This window comes from Streptomyces sp. NPDC089919, from assembly GCF_040684615.1.
GTDB lineage: Bacteria > Actinomycetota > Actinomycetes > Streptomycetales > Streptomycetaceae > Streptomyces.
Window position 1 is genome coordinate 46,479 of record NZ_JBFBGK010000003.1, and the last position, 16,068, is coordinate 62,546.

Here is a 16,068-nt window from a genome sequence, read left to right on the forward strand (position 1 = left end):
AACTTAGGTTAGGCTGACCTTCGCAACTTGGAAGGGTGTTGAGTCTTCAATGATGGAACCGAGCGCTCGTCTCGTGCTGATCTCCCCCACGCGTCTGGCCGACGTGCGCCGGCGCACCGGCGGTCACTCCGACCGGACCATCGCCGAGGCGTGTGCCATCGGGCTGTCGTACTGGGCGACGGGCCTCGGTCCCGACGGCCTGGACCTCACCCCGGGTGCGCTCTTCGCGGACGTCATCGCCTGGGCCGACAACGGCGGCGGAGCGCCCGCGGGTTGGCAGGTCGACACGACCCCGGACGGGGCGCGCATCACGGCCCCCGAGGGCGTCCTGCCGGCGGGGGCGCAGCTCGCCCTCGACGACCTGGCGGACTTCCCGGACCGGCCCATCGGGACCATCGCCCCGTCCGGCGCGGCGGAGCGGCTCGCCACCCTGGCCGAGTGGAACGACACCGCGGCCGACCGGATCCGGCCCACCATCGTGGAGATGTTCCTCGAGCAGGTCCGGGTCCGGCCGGACGCGATCGCCGTCGTCGACGAGCGCCGGTCGCTGACCTACCGTCAGGCTGCCGACCTCTCCGCCCAGTTGGCACACGCCCTGATCGAGCGGGGGCTCACCGCGGAGCGGATGGTCGGCATCTCGCTCGGCCGCTCCGCCGAGATGGTGATCGGCCTGCTCGGCGTGCTCCGCGCCGGCGGCGCGTTCGTGCCGCTGGACCCGGCCTGGCCCGCCGCCCGCCGCGCCGTGGTCATCGAGGACGCCGGGGTCGTCCTCCAGCTCAACGGCTCCGGCGACCACGACCCCGCCGAACCGGCGGCCGTGGCCGTCGACATCGACGACTGGGCCTACGGCGGCCTCCCCACCGAGGACACCGCCGTCACCGTGCAGGACGACTCCCTGGCCTACGTGATCTTCACCTCCGGTTCCACCGGCCGCCCCAAGGGCGCGATGATCCGGCACGCGGCCATCAGCGAGCGCCTGCTGTGGCAGGTCAAGGAGATCCTCGGCTTCGGACCCGACGACGCCTCGCTGTTCAAGGCGCCCCTGTCCTTCGACATATCCATCAACGAGATCTTCCTGCCGCTGGTCTGCGGCGGCCGGTTGATCGTGCTGCGCCCCGGTGGCGAGCGCGACCCGCACCACCTCCTCGGCGTGATCGCCGAACAGCGGGTCACCTTCACCTACCTCGTCTCCTCCATGCTGGACGTCCTGCTGGAGATCTCCGGCGACTCCGGCCGCCTGGGCAGCCTGCGCCACGTGTGGTGCGGTGGCGAAGTGCTCACCCCGGAGCTGTACGAGCGCTTCCGCACCAAGCTCGACGGCGTCCCGATGTACCACGGCTACGGACCCGCCGAGACCACGATCGGCGTCTCCCACGTCATCTACCGGGGCGAGGCCGAGCGCCTGTCGACCTCCATCGGCAAGGCCAACCCCAACACCCAGCTGTACGTCCTGGACGACGAGCTGCGCCCGGTGCCCGTCGGCGTCGGCGGCGAGCTCTACGTCGGCGGTTTCCTCCTGGGCCGCGGGTACGTCAACGCCCCCGGCCTCACCGCCTCCCGGTTCGTGGCCAACCCGTTCGCCGCGGACGGCTCCCGCCTGTACCGGACCGGCGACCTCGCGCGGTTCGCCCCGGACGGCTCCCTCGACTTCCTCGGCCGGGCCGACAACCAGGTCAAGATCCGCGGCATGCGCCTCGAACTCGAGGACGTCGAAGCCGGCCTGGCCGAACACCCCGCGGTCCGGCACACCTGCGTCGTCGCGAAGAAGAACAGCGCCGGCGGCACCTACCTGGTGGGCTACGTGATCCCGGCCGCCGGCCGCGAGGACCTGCGGTCCGAGGAAGTCCTCGGCTGGGCCGCCGGCCACCTGGTCGAGTACATGGTCCCCGCCCACGTCGTCGTGCTGCCGGAGTTCCCGCTCACCCCCAACGGCAAGCTGGACCGGCGCGCCCTGCCCGAACCCGAGATCGCCACCGGCTCCTTCGTCCGGCCCGGCACCGACGACGAGCGCACGGTCTGCGCCGCCGTCGCCTCGGTGCTGCGGCTGGAAGAGGTCGGCGTCGACCAGGACTTCTTCAAGCTCGGCGGCGACAGCATCCTCGCGATCTCGCTGCTGAGCGCACTGCGCGAGGCGGGCCTGTACGTCACCGCCGGACAGATCTTCGCCAACAGCGTGCTCGGCGCCCTGGCCGCGGTCGCCAGCCGGGAGGACACCGGCCGCGCGGACCGCGACGACGTCGCCACCGGCGCCGTCACCGGTTCGCCCATCGTGCGCTGGCTCGGCGAGACCACGGACGCCGTGGACGGCTTCGTGCAGTCGGTCGTGCTGAACACCCCGGCCGGCCTCACCCCCGCCGCCCTCGACGCGGTCCTGACCGCCGTCGTCGCCCGGCACGACATGCTGCGGGCCCGGCTGGTCCGCGGCGACCGGTGGGGCTTCGAGGTCCCGGCGGCGGACGGCAGCGCGGCCGGCTGGCAGCAGAGCGACCGGCCGCTCGACGAGTGCGTGGCCCTCGCCACCGAGGCGCTGGACCCGGACCACGGCACCATGCTGCGGGCCGTCTGGCGCCCCGCCGACCGCCAACTGGTCCTCGTCGTCCACCACATCGTGGTCGACGGCGTGTCCTGGCGGGTCCTGATGGACGACCTCGCCACCGCCTGGCGCCAGTACGGCGCCGGCGAGGCGATCGACCTCCCGCCGGTGGGCACCTCCTTCCGCCGCTGGACCCAGCAGCTGGAGAGCGCCGCCTTCGACGCGGACCGCGCCCACTACGACCGCCCGCTGCCCGGACCGGACGCCCCGCTGGGCCGACGGGCCCTGACCGGGGCCGACACCGTCGAACGGGAGCGGCACGTCACCCTCACCACCGACGCCGCCGTCACAGCCGCCCTGCTGGGCGAGGTCCCGGCCCGGTTCCACGCGGGCGTCAACGACGTCCTGCTCACGGCCCTCGCCGTCGCCCTCGCCCGATGGCGCCGCGACCGCGGCCTCGACCAGACCTTCGCCCACATCGAGCTCGAGGGCCACGGCCGCGAGGGGCGCCACGTCGCCGCCGTCTCGGGCACCGAGCCGGACCTGTCGCGCACCGTCGGCTGGTTCACCACCCTCTTCCCGGTCACCGTGGACCCGGGTGCCACGGCCGACTTCACGGACCCCGGCTACCTGGCGGCCGCCCTCAAGGCCGTCAAGGACGACCTCGCCCGGGTGCCGGGCAACGGCCTGTCCTACGGCGTGCTGCGCCACCTCGCCGGGGCCGACTTCCCGGCGACCGCGCCCCAGGTCCTCTTCAACTACCTCGGCCGCTTCGACGCGGGCTCCGCCGGCGACTGGCAGCTGGCCGGCACCACCGGCCAGCTCGGCGAGAAGCGCGACCCGAGGATGCGCCTGCCGCGGGCCCTGGAGTTCAACGCGATCGCCGAACCCGCCGCCGACGGCGCGTTCGAACTGGTCACCACCGTCTCCTGGCCCGACGGGGTGTTCACCGACGCGGACGTCGACACGATCGGCGGCTACTTCCAGAGCGCCCTCACCGCCCTGGCCGGGCTCGAGGAGGGCGGCCACTCGCCGAGCGACTTCCCGCTCGTCAGCCTGACGCAGGCCGACGTGGACGCCCTGGACGGCCCGACGCTCCGCGCGGTCCTGCCCCTGACCCCGCTCCAGGAAGGCCTGTACTTCCACTCCGTCTTCGACGACGACTCCGCGGGCAGCTACGTCGAACAGCAGCTGCTCACCCTCGAAGGCGACCTCGACGCGGACCGGCTCGCGGCCGCGGCCACCCGGCTGCTCTCCCTCTACCCGAACCTCGCCGCGCGCTTCACCGCCCTGGCCGACGGCCGCGTCGTCTCCGTCCTCGACGACGCCGCCCGGGCCCCCTTCACCACGCTGGACCGCCCCGGCATCACCGAGGAGGAGCTGCGCGCCTACGCCGAAGGCGACCGCCGTGCCGGCTTCGACCTCGCCACCGGACCGCTGATGCGCTTCACGCTGGTGCGCGACCCGCAGGCCGGCCGGAACGTCCTGGTGCAGACCGTGCACCACATCATCGCCGACGGCTGGTCGGTGCCCCCGATGCTGCGCGCGCTGCTCGCCGAGTACCACGCGCCGGGGAGCGTCTACCCGCTCGGCGGGTTCCAGGACTACGTGGGCTGGCTCGCCGGCCGCGACGACGACGAGAGCGACCGGGTCTGGGCCGCCGAGCTGGCCGGCCTGCCGGGCGCCTCGCTGGTGGCCGAGGGGCACACCCCCTCCCAGAGCTTCGCCGACACCTCCTGCGAGGCCGGGTACGACCTCGACGCGGCCGTCCGGTCGGCCGGCGTGCCGCTCAGCGTCGCCGTCCACAGTGCCTGGGCCCTGACCCTGGGCCGGATCCTGGGGACCGACGACGTGGTCTTCGGCTCCACCGTCTCCGGCCGCGACGCGGACGTCCCCGGCATCGCGGACATGGTCGGCCTCTTCATCAACACCGTCCCGCTGCGCGCCCGGTGGACCGCCGGCACCACGGCCGCACAGCTGCTCGCCGCGGTCCGCGAGCACCAGGGCGCGGTCCTGCCCCACCAGCACGTCTCGCTGGCCCGGATCGGCCGCCAGGCCGGCGTCGGCTCCCTCTTCGACACCCTCGTGGTCTTCGACGTGGCGACCGACGTCGCCGCCCTGCGGCGCACCGGCGACACCCTCGCCGTCACCGATCTCGTCAACGAGGGCGCCCCGCACTACCCGCTGACGCTGGTCGTGGAGCGCCCGCTCGACGGACGCCCGCGGTTCAACCTGATCTACGACGCCGAACTGCTGCGGGAGAGCAGTGCCCAGGACATCCTGAGCACCTTCACCCAGGTCCTCGACAGCCTGCTCACCGAGCCGGAGGCGGCCGTCCGTGCGCCGGCGCCGGCCGGCACCCGGAGCCCGGCACGCATCGCCCCGACCTCCCTGGGGGCCCTGTTCGACGCCGCCGCCGGCCGGCAGCCGTCGGCCGTGGCCGTCACCCAGTGCGCCCTCGACGGCACCACCCGGTCGCTGACCTACGGCGAACTGGCCCGGGAAAAGGACGAGTTGGCCGCCGCACTCCGGGCGACCGGCGTCCGGCCCGGCCAGCGGGTGGCCGTGGCGGTGCCGCGCTCCCTGGAGCAGGTCGTCGCGCTGGTCGCGATCGTCTCGGCGGGCGGCGCGTACGTACCGCTCGACATGGCCTATCCGGACGAGCGGCTGGAGTACATCCTCGCCGACGCGGCCCCGCAGGCCGTCCTCGTCGCCCCCGACCAGCGAGAGCGCTTCACCGCGCTGCTGGAGCGGGCCGGTGTGGCCGCCCGCGTCCTGGTGCAGGGCGACGAACTCTCGGCGGAGCCCGGGCCGGCCGAGCCCGCCGAGGCCGGCTGGCACGATCCCGCGTACGTCATCTACACCTCGGGCTCCACGGGCCGCCCCAAGGGCGTCGTCGTCCCGCACTCCAGCGTGGTGACCCTGCTCGTCAACACCCAGCCCGACATGGACTTCGGCCCGGACGACGTCTGGGTCCAGTTCCACTCCTACTCCTTCGACTTCGCCGTCTGGGAGCTGTGGGGCGCGCTGGTGCACGGCGGCGAGCTGCTGGTCCCCGACTACGGACTGACCCGCTCGCCGCTCGACTTCCACCGGCTGGTCCGCGAGCGGGGCGTCACGGTGCTCAACCAGACGCCGTCGGCCTTCTACCAGTTCATCGAGGCCGACCGGCTCGCCGGCGCGCCCCTCACCGCGCTGCGCCGGGTCGTCTTCGGAGGCGAGGCCCTGGACCTCGGCCGGCTGCGCGGCTGGGTCGAGCGGTACGGCACCGGCCGCCCCGAGCTGGTCAACATGTACGGCATCACCGAGACCACCGTCCACGTCACCCACCGGGTGCTGGACGACCGGGACTTCGGCCCCGGCGAGGAGGTCAGCCCGATCGGCGGGCCCATCCCGGGCCTGGTGACCTACCTGCTCGACGACCGGCTCCGGCCGGTGCCGCCGGGCCGGGTGGGGGCCATTTACGTGGCCGGCGACCAGGTGTCGCTCGGCTACCTGGGCCGCCCGGGCCTGACCGCGGGCCGGTTCGTCGCGAACCCGTTCGCCGACGACGGCTCCCGGATGTACCACACGGGCGACCTGGCCCTGCGCACCCTCGACGGCGAGCTGGAGTTCACCGGCCGCGCCGACGACCAGGTCCAGCTCAAGGGATTCCGGATCGAGCTCGGCGAGGTCGAGTCCGCGGTCCGCGAGCTGGACGGCGTGGTCGACGTGGCCGTCACGGTCGCCGACACCGGCGACCACCTGGTGGCGCACGTGGTCGGCAGCGTGCCGGGCGACCTCGCCACCCTGCTCGCGACGAAGCTGCCGGTGCACATGGTGCCCGGCCGGGTCCTCCCGTTGGCGGCCCTGCCGCTGACCGTGAACGGCAAGCTGGACCGCCGGGCGCTCGCCGCACGGGCCGCCGAGGACGACGCGCCGGTGGCCGTCACCCCCGCGGCACTCGACTCCCTGGTCGGCATCTTCGCCGACACCCTGGACCTGCCCACCGCCGACCCGGACACCGACTTCTTCGGTGCCGGCGGCGACAGCATCGTCGCGATCACCGTGGTCAACCGGGCCCGGGCGCTCGGCCTGCCGGTCTCCCCGCGCGACGTGTTCCTGCACAAGACCCCGCGCGCGCTCGCCGAGCTGCTGGGCACCCGCGCACCCCAGGCGCCCGCGGCCGGGCCCGCCCCGGCCCGCCGCGAGGACGGGCCGGTCGCGCCGACCCCGATCATCCTGCGGCAGCGGGAACTGGGCGGCTCCCTCGACCGGTTCGCCCAGGCCCGGGCGCTGGAGGTGCCCGCGGGCGCCGGCCTCGCCGAGGTACGGCGCGCCGCCGCGGCCCTGCTGGCGGCCCACCCGGCGCTGCGGCTGCGGCTGCGGGCCGAGCACGGGGTGTGGAGCCTGCACACCGAGCCGGCCGGCGAGGCCGCCGTGGTGCGGGAAGGCACCGCCGACGCCGCCGCCGCCGCGAACGAGGCGGCCGCGGCGCTCGACCCCGAGTCCGGGAACGTCGCCGCGTTCACCTGGCTCGCGGCCACCCGCACCGTGGTGATCACCGTGCACCACCTCGCCGTGGACGCGGTGTCCTGGCTGATCCTCCTGGACGACATGGCCGCCGCCCTGCGCGGCGAGCCCCTCGCCCCGGCGACCACGTCCTACGCCGAGTACGCCGAGGCCTCCGCGGTGCGGGCCCTCGAGGACGCCCGGGGCGTCGGCCACTGGGCCGAGACCCTTCAGGCGCCCCCGCTGCTGCCCGCGGTCGGCGCGCTGCGGGAGAGCACCGTGGTGCTCGACCCCGGCGTGAGCGACCTGGTCACCCGCACGGCGCCGGCCGCCCTGGGCGTCGCCCTGACCGAGCTGCTGTGCGGCGCCCTGCGCACCGCCCTGACCCGGGTCCAGACGGAGCCCGCGGACCTCGCGATCGAGCTGGAGCGGCACGGCCGGGTCGCGGTGCGCGAGCACCACGACTACACCCGTACCGTCGGCTGGTTCACCGCGATCGCGCCGGTCCGGCTCACCGCGCACACCGACCCCGTCGCCGCCGCCCGCGAGCTCGCCGAGCGGCAGCCCGACGAGGCCGGACACGTCGGCTACGGCCGCCTGCGCTACCTCAACCCGCAGACCGCCCCGCTGCTGACCGCCCGCCCGCAGGTGCTGTTCAACTACCTCGGCCGGGGCAGCGAGTCCCAGGCCCTGCACATCACGGGCGGCGACCAGGGCAGCCCGTACGCCGTCGAGGTCAACGCCTGGACCGACGCGGCCACCGGCAGCCTGCACGCCGCCTTCACCCTCGCCGAGGGGATCCCCGACGAGATCACCGCGCACTGGCTCACCGCGCTGGAGGCCGTGGCGGACGCCGCGGCGACCGCCGAACGCACCGCGCCGGTCACCCCGCTCCAGCGCGGCCTGTACTTCCAGGCCCAGCTGGCGGGGGCGGCCGGGCACTACGTCGCGCAGAGCTGGTTCGGCTTCGACCGGCGCCTGGACCCGGACGCCCTGGCCGAGGCCATGGCGGCCGTGATCGCCCGGCACCCCGTCGTCGGGGCGGGCTTCGGCACCGACGACGACGGCCACCCGGTGCAGCTTCTCAAGGGAGGCCGCCGGGTCGACGTCCGCACCGTCGAGCTCTCCGGCGAGGCGGAGGTCGAGGAACTGCGGGTCCGGGACCGCAACACCGGCTTCGACCCGGCCGAACCGCCGCTGGTCCGGCTGACCGTGGTCCGGCTGCCCGACGGCCGCGACGGCCTGCTCCTCAGCTACCACCTGCTGCTGTGGGACGGCTGGTCCCGGGCGATCGTGCTCCAGGACCTGTTCGAGGCCTACCAGGCCGTACTCTCCGGCGACCGGCCGGACGCGACCCCGGCCACGCCCGGCTTCGAGGAGTACGCCCGGGAGATCGCCGGCCGGGACGCCGCCGTCTCGGAGGACTTCTGGGCGCGGCACCTGGCGGGCCTGACGGGACCGACGCTGCTGGCCGGACCGGCCCCGGTGCTGTCGGCCGACCTGCCGCCCGCGCTGCTGCACACCCTCTCCGCCGCGCAGTCCGACGCTCTGAGAGGGGCGGCGAAGGCGCACGGCGTCACCCTGAACTCGGTCCTCACCGGCGCCTTCGGGCTCCTGCTCGGTGCCCACACGGGCCGCAGCGACGCCGTGTTCGGCGTGACCGTCTCGGGCCGTGAGGGCGAGGGGCTGGCCGACATCGTCGGCGTGCTGCTCAACACCGTGCCCCTGTGGACCGAGGCCCGGCCGGCGCAGACGGTCGGCGCGTACCTGACCGCCGTCCAGAACGCCCGGGTCGAGGCGATGGAGCACGAGCACCTGGGGCTCGGCGAGATCCAGCGGGCCAGTGGCCACGACGCCCTCTTCGACAACCTGTTCGTGCTCCAGAACTTCCTGGACCTGGACGCCTTCGCCGAGCGGAACGCCCGCCACGGCATCGTCGAGGAGAAGTCGGACGACTCCACGCACTACCCGTTCACCTGGGTGGTCACCCCCGGCGACCGGCTGACCATCAAGCTGGAGCACCGCCACGGGTCCGGCGCCGACGCCCGCCGGCTCCTCGAGGACTACGTCCGGGTGCTGGACGAGCTCGCCGCTGCCACCGGACCGATGGGATCGCTCCAGGGCCTCGGCCCGGCCCCGCAGCGGGCGGAGCGCACCGACGTCGGCACCGACACCGTGGTCGACCGCTTCGACCTGGCGGCCGACCGCTCCCCGGAGCGGGTCGCCCTGGTCTCGCACGGACGGAGCATGACCTTCGCCGAACTGCGCGACCGCAGCCGTGAGCTGGCGGGCGTGCTCGCCGGCCGGGGCATCGGCCCCGAGCGGACCGTGGGTCTCGCGATCCCGCGCTCCCTCGACTGGATCGTGGCGCTGTTCGCCGTGCTGCGCACCGGCGCGGCGTACGTGCCCCTGGAGCTGGACCACCCGGACGAGCGGATCGCGACGATCGTCGAGGACGCCCGCCCGGAGGTGATCCTCACCGTCAGCGCCGTGGCACCGCGGCTGACCGGCGACCTGATCGAACTGGACCGCCCGCTCCCGGTGGCCGAGCCGGTGACGACCTTCGCGCCGGGGGACCCGGACCGGCTCCGGCACCCGGCGTACACGATCTACACCTCGGGATCGACGGGCAAGCCCAAGGGCGTGGTCACCGAGTACGCCGGCCTCACCAACATGCTGGTCAACCACCAGCGGCGGATCTTCGAGCCGGTGCTGGCCGAGCACGGCAACCGGGTCTTCCGGATCGCCCACACCGTGTCCTTCGCCTTCGACATGTCGTGGGAGGAGCTGCTGTGGCTCGCCGACGGCCACGAGGTGCACATCTGCGACGAGGAGCTGCGCCGCGACGCCCCCGCCCTGGCGGAGTACTGCGCCGAGCACGGCATCGACGTCGTCAACGTGACCCCCACCTACGCGCAGCAGCTGGTGGCGGAGGGACTGCTCGACGACCCCGCACGTCGTCCCGCGCTCGTGCTGCTGGGCGGCGAGGCGGTCACCCCGGCCCTGTGGCGGCGGCTCGCCGACACCGAGGGGACGGTCGGCTACAACCTGTACGGCCCGACCGAGTACACCATCAACACGCTGGGCGTCGGCACCTTCGAGTGCCAGGACCCGGTGGTGGGCGTGGCGATCGACAACACCGACGTGTTCGTCCTGGACCCGTGGCTGCGGCCGCTGCCGGACGGGGTGCCCGGTGAGCTGTACGTCTCGGGCATCGGCATCGCCCGGGGCTACCTCGGGCAGCCGGGGCAGACGGCGCACCGGTTCGTCGCCTCGCCGTTCGGCGAGCCCGGCGAGCGGATGTACCGCACCGGCGACCTGGTGGTCCGCCGGCCGGACGGGAACCTGATGTACCTGGGCCGCACCGACCAGCAGGTCAAGATCCGCGGCCACCGGGTCGAACTCGGTGAGGTCGAGGCGGCGTTCGCGGCGCACCCGGCCGTGCGGTTCACCGCCGCCGTCGCCCAGCCCGACCCGCAGGTCGACGGCGCGTACCGGCTGGCCGCCTACCTCGTGCTGGACGGTGCCGACCTGGCCGCCGTCGCGGCCGAAGTGGGCGCGGCCCTGCCGGACTTCCTGCGCCCGACGCACTACGCGCAGGTCGACGCCATCCCGCTCACGGTCAACGGCAAGGCCGACACCAAGGCGCTTCCCGAGCCCAAGCCGCTGGGTGCGCTGACCACGTCGGGCGAGCGCGGCCCGGAGACCGAGACCGAGGCCGTGGTCTGCGAGTACTTCGCCGAGGCCCTGGACCTGGACGACGACGAGGTGAGCGCGGTGAGTGACTTCGTCTCCCTCGGGGGACACTCCATGCTGGCCGTACGCCTCGTCGGACTCCTGCGCCGGGAGTTCGGCCCCGTGATCACCATCCGTGATCTGTTCACCCTGTTGACCCCGGAAGCGATTGCCCGCCACATCGATGACAACTCCTGACGTCCAGAGATCCCGCCGGCCGGGATCCGACATCCTGCGGACCGCCATCCGCCGCAACGCCGGCGCCATGGCCTGGGGCACCGTCCTCATGGGCATGTACCAGGCGGGCGAGACGGCCTTCCCGATCGCGCTCGGCCTGATCGTCGAGCACACGATGCAGCACCGCAGCACCGGGGCGCTCGTCCTCTCGGTCGCGGCCCTGGCCGCGATCATCACGACGGTCTCGTTGTCGTGGCGGTTCGGGATGCGCATCCTGCAGAAGGCCAACACGACCGAGGCCCACCACTGGAGGGTGCAGGTCGCGGCCTGCGGCCTCCAGCCGGTGGCCCGGGACGTCGACCTCAAGTCCGGCGAGGTGCTGACCATCGCCACCGAGGACGCCGACCAGACCGCCGACATCGTCGAGGTGGTGCCGATGCTGATCAGCTCCATGGTCTCGGTGCTGATCGCGGCGGTCGCCCTGGGCCTCGCGGACCTGCGGCTGGGCCTGCTGGTGATGGCCGGCACCGTGGCGATCCTCTCGGTCCTCAGCGTCCTGTCGAAGCGGATCGGCTCCAGCACCAAGGAGCAGCAGGCGCGGGTGGCGCGGGCGGGTGCGAAGGTCGCCGACCTGATCACCGGCCTGCGCCCGCTGCACGGCTTCGGCGGCAACCACGCGGCGTTCCTGTCGTACCGCGCGGTGAGTTCGCAGGCGCGGCAGCAGGCGGTCACGGTCGCCAAGGTCAACGGCGCCTACGCCGGCACCGCCCTGGGGCTGAACGCCGTCCTCGCGGCCTCGGTGTCCCTGACGGCGGGTTGGCTCGCCTTCGACGGCCAGATCGGCATCGGCGACCTCGTCATGGCCGTGGGCCTGGCGCAGTTCATCATGGAGCCGCTGCGGCTGTTCTCGGACATGCCGAAGTACGTGATGATGGCGCGCGCCTCGGCGGAGCGGATGGCCCTGGTGCTGTCCGCACCGGCCGTGGCCGACCCGGGGACGGAGCGGCCGGCCCCGGGCGGGGACCTGGAGATCGACTGCGTCCGGTACGGCGCCCTCCAGGGGGTGAAGTTCGACGTCCCGGCCGGCGAGTTCACCGCGATCGCCGCCTACCAGCCGCGGGTGGCGGCCGATCTGGCCGCCGTGCTGGCGGTGAAGGTGGCCCCCGACGCCTACGAGGGCGTGGTCCGGCTCGGCGGCCGGGAGCTCGCCGAGCTGTCGGTCGAGGCGGTGCGCGAGCACGTCCTGGTCAATCCGTACGACGGGGAGATCTTCGCGGGCACGCTCCGTTCGAACATCGACCCGTCGGGGACGAGCCGGCTGGTGCCGGAGGCGGTGGCGGCCTCGATGCTGACGGACGTGGTCGCCCTGCACCGGCAGGGGCTGGACTACGAGGTCCGCGACCGCGGTTCGAACCTGTCCGGGGGACAGCGCCAGCGGCTGTCCCTGGCCCGCGCGCTGGCCACCGACACCGACGTGCTGGTGCTGCACGACCCGACGACCGCGGTGGACGCCGTGACCGAGCAGCTGGTCGCCCGGAACATCGCGGAGCTGCGGCGGGGCCGTACCACCGTGGTGATCACGAGCAGCCCGGCGCTGCTGGACGCCGCCGACCGGGTCCTCGTCCTGGGGGACGGGGTCGTCACGGCGCAGGGCACCCATCGCGAACTGCTGGCCACCGACCGGGCGTACGGCCTCGCGGTGACCCGCTGACGTGACGGGGAAGGGGCCCGTGGGTCCGGCTGACCGCCGGCCCGCGGGCCCCTTCCGTCTAGGTCGTCTCTTTCGGATCTTGCCGGTTAAGCCCGCGTCGTCTGGCGCCGTGCATCGCAAGGCGGAGGGTCGCCCGATTACTGGACGTACTTGGGCGGGCCCGACAACGCGGCGAGGTGCGGTGCCTGGGGGCACCTCCCAGCGGTAGCTGGGGGAGGCGCGGGTCAGGCAAGATCCGGAAGAGACGGCCTAGTCCGGCTTCGGTGGATCAGGCCAGCGCCCAGGCGACGTCCCGCAGCAGTGCCTGCCGCCAGCCCGCCCGGTCGTGGCCGGCCGCCGACCTGGACACGCGGACGGCCGCACCGGCCTGCCCGGCCAGTTCCTCCACGCGTTCGCAGTGCGGTCGCATCCGGGCCTCGTGCTCGCCCAGGTCGAAGGCGATCCGCGCGCCGGCGGGGGCCGGCCGCTCCCGCAGCAGGTCGGCGACGGCGCCGCCGACGGGCCCGCCCAGCGGGTCCGCGAGCCCGGCAGCCTCCGGCGTCCACCAGAAGGACCCGGACTGGCAGGCCACCCGGGAGACGAGCTCGGGGAACCGCAGGGCGGCGTACACGGCGCTCAGCCCGCCGAGGCTCTGCCCGGCGACCACCAGGCGGTCCGGGTCCGCCGGCACGCCGCACTCCGCCACCAGGGGCAGGAGTTCGTCCCGTACCGCCTCCCACAGCTCGGGCCGGCAGCCGAACTCGGCCGCCCGGTCCTTGGAGGGGAGGAAGACCAGCGTGACCGGCGGCATCTCGCCCGCGGCCGCGGCCGCGTCGAAGGCGGTCATGGCGGGGTGCAGGTGCAGCCAGTCGTCCCCGTCGAGCAGGAGGACGAGCGGGCCGCCGCCGGCCACCGGGTGCACCCGCACCGTGCGGCGTCCGCCGAGCCGTTCGCTCGCCCACCGGATCCGGGTACGGGGCAGCGGCAGCACGGCGTCGGAGCCCAGGACGGGCCAGTGCGGCTGCGGGGGAGCGTCGGGGGTGGCGTGGATCGACCGGTCGCCGCCCGCCCCGGCCGGGTTGAACGGGTCGGCGTGCCCGGCCCCTTCGGCCAGGAACCGGTACGTCACCCTGAGCCGGGCCGGCATCGGGACCTCGGCGTACCAGCAGTCCGTCGCGCGCCACCGCAGCATCGGCACCGGATCGGACCAGCTCTCGAAGTCGACGGTGGCCGGGGAGCTGCCGCGCCAGAGGAAGAGCGTGGTCCAACCGCCGTCCGCGGAAGGCGTGGACGCCGGGGCCGCGGTCGCCCAGAACTCCTCGGTACCGGGCGTGCCGGCGAGGCCGTGGGCGGCGAACGGGCCCTCCGGGTCGCTCGGCGCGACGGGCTCGGGTGCGGGCATCAGGGTCTCCTTGTGAGGGGGATGGGGAAACGTTAAGCTCTACAATTAGGCGAGCCTAACCTAAGTATTCCGGCTCCCGATCGGCTCCAGGAGGAACCCCAGCATGAGCACCAACCCGTTCGACGACGCAGACGGCCGCTTCCTGGTCCTCGTCAACGACGAAGGCCAGCACTCCCTGTGGCCGTCCTTCTCCGCGGTCCCCGGGGGCTGGACGGTCGCCTTCGAGGAGGCCGGCCGCGAGGAGTGCCTGGAGTACATCGAGACGCACTGGACGGATCTGCGCCCCCGCTCGCTGGCCGCGGCCAGCGGCGCCTGACCCGCCGCCCGCCGCCGACCGCCCCCGACCGACGGACCTTCCATGCTCTGCACGAGGCTGACGAACGCCACCTTCCTCACCATGGACCCCGACCACCCCGTCGCCCGCGACCTGGGCATCTGGCGCGGCCGGATCGTGGGCCTGGACGAGGCCGTGACCTCCCTGCCCGCCCGGGAGGTGATCGACCTCCAAGGCGCCACCGTGCTGCCGGGGTTCATCGACAGCCACGTCCACCTGGCCTGGACCGGGCTCAAGCAGAGCACCCCGAGCGTCGCCCCCTGCCGGCGGGCCGAGGACGTGCTGGCGGTCGTGGCGGAGGCGGTCGCCCGCACCCGCGGACCGGGTGCCTGGGTGGAGGTGATGGGCTACGACCAGCGCGCCCTGGGCCGCCATCTGACCGCCGCCGAACTGGACTCGGTCGGTCAGGGGCGCAAGGTCTTCCTGATGCACGACTCGGGCCACGGGTGCGTGGTCAGCAGCGCGGTCCTCGACCTGCTCCCGGCCGGCACTCCGCACCAGGACGGATTCCTGGCCGAGGGCGCCATGGCCGCGGCCCGGCGGCTGCGGCTGCCGTACTCCCAGTCCGAGATCGCCGACGCCGTCGAGCGGGCGGCGCGCACCTGCCTCGCCGAAGGGGTCACCGCCGTGGCCGAGGCGGGCGTCGGCGGCGGGCTGCTCGGCCACAGCCCCGTCGAACTCGGTGCCTACCAACTGCTGCGGGACCAGGGCCGGCTGCCGCTGCGGGTCCAGCTGATGGCGGCGGGCGACACGCTGCGTCCCCGCGAGGCCCATCGGGAGGACGGCCTGCCGCGCGCCCTGGACCTGGGCATGCGGACCGGGTTCGGCGACGACTGGCTGTCACTGGGCGCGCTCAAGATCTTCACCGACGGCGGCATGATGGCCCGCACCGCCGCCCTCACCGCCCCGTACGAAGGCCTCGACCACGCCGGGCAGTTGCAGGACGACCCCGAGCGTCTGACGCAGCTCGTGGTCGACGGCCACCTCGCCGGCTGGCAGCTCGCCGTCCACGCCATCGGCGACCGGGCCGCGGACCTGGCGCTCGACGCCATCGAGTCGGCCCAGCGGCTCCGGCCCCGGCCGGACGCGCGGCACCGCATCGAGCACGCCGGGCTGATCCGCCCGGACCAGCTCCCGCGCTTCGCGCGGCTCGGCGTCAGCGCGGTCGTCCAGCCCACGTTCCTGTACTCGTTCGGGGACGACTACTCCGCCATCATGGGCGCGCAGCGGGCCCCCTGGATGTACCGCGGGCGGGCCTTCCTGGACCACGGGGTGACCCTGGTGGGCAGCTCGGACCGGCCCGTCACGGACGGGTCCCCGCTGCGCGCCGTCCAGTTCATGGTCGAGCGCGCCTCGGCCTCCGGCCGGCCGGTCGGCCCGGCCGAGGCGATCACCGTCGAGGAGGCCCTGCGCGCCTACACCGTGGCCGGCGCGTACGCCTGCCGATGGGAGGACCGGGCCGGCAGCCTGAGCCCCGGCAAGCGCGCCGACCTGGTCGTCCTGGGGGACGACCCGCGGCGGGTCGATCCGGCGCGGATCGGGGCCGTCGAGGTCGTGGCGACCTTCGTGGACGGCCGCGAGGCGACGGCGGGGAAGCCGTGAGCCGGCTTGGCCCAATCGCCTAGGTAAGGCTAACCTTACTTCGATCGTTCCGGCGGGGTGTCCCGCCACCCCCGTCTCCTCGGGCCCGTCCGGGAGTTCCCGTG

5 protein-coding genes are annotated in these 16,068 nt (G+C 74.2%); 4 read left to right on the forward strand and 1 reads right to left on the reverse strand.

Features of this window, described 5'->3' with window-relative positions; genetic code table 11:
- Positions 1-49: 49 nt before the first annotated feature.
- On the forward strand, positions 50-10,957 hold the full coding sequence (locus AB0O40_RS02170) for an amino acid adenylation domain-containing protein (RefSeq protein WP_365034690.1): 10,908 nt from the start codon (positions 50-52) through the stop codon (positions 10,955-10,957).
- On the forward strand, positions 10,944-12,647 hold the full coding sequence (locus AB0O40_RS02175) for an ABC transporter ATP-binding protein (protein ID WP_365034692.1): 1,704 nt from the start codon (positions 10,944-10,946) through the stop codon (positions 12,645-12,647). Before AB0O40_RS02170 ends, AB0O40_RS02175 begins: the two co-directional genes overlap by 14 nt.
- Positions 12,648-12,915: 268 nt before the next feature.
- Here the strand turns inward: AB0O40_RS02175 and AB0O40_RS02180 are convergent, their stop codons facing one another.
- Positions 12,916-14,028: an alpha/beta hydrolase-fold protein gene (locus tag AB0O40_RS02180; protein WP_365034694.1), complete on the reverse strand. Its 1,113-nt coding sequence runs from the start codon at positions 14,026-14,028 to the stop codon at positions 12,916-12,918.
- A 103-nt stretch (positions 14,029-14,131) separates the two neighbouring features.
- On the opposite strand from AB0O40_RS02180, the gene AB0O40_RS02185 reads away from it, so the two are divergent.
- Both AB0O40_RS02185 and AB0O40_RS02190 read left to right on the forward strand, forming a co-directional pair.
- Positions 14,132-14,344, forward strand: coding sequence for an MbtH family protein (locus tag AB0O40_RS02185; RefSeq protein WP_365034696.1), 213 nt, complete (start codon positions 14,132-14,134; stop codon positions 14,342-14,344).
- A gap of 42 nt (positions 14,345-14,386) precedes the next feature.
- Positions 14,387-15,964, forward strand: coding sequence for an amidohydrolase (locus AB0O40_RS02190; protein WP_365034698.1), 1,578 nt, complete (start codon positions 14,387-14,389; stop codon positions 15,962-15,964).
- Positions 15,965-16,068 lie beyond the last annotated feature (104 nt).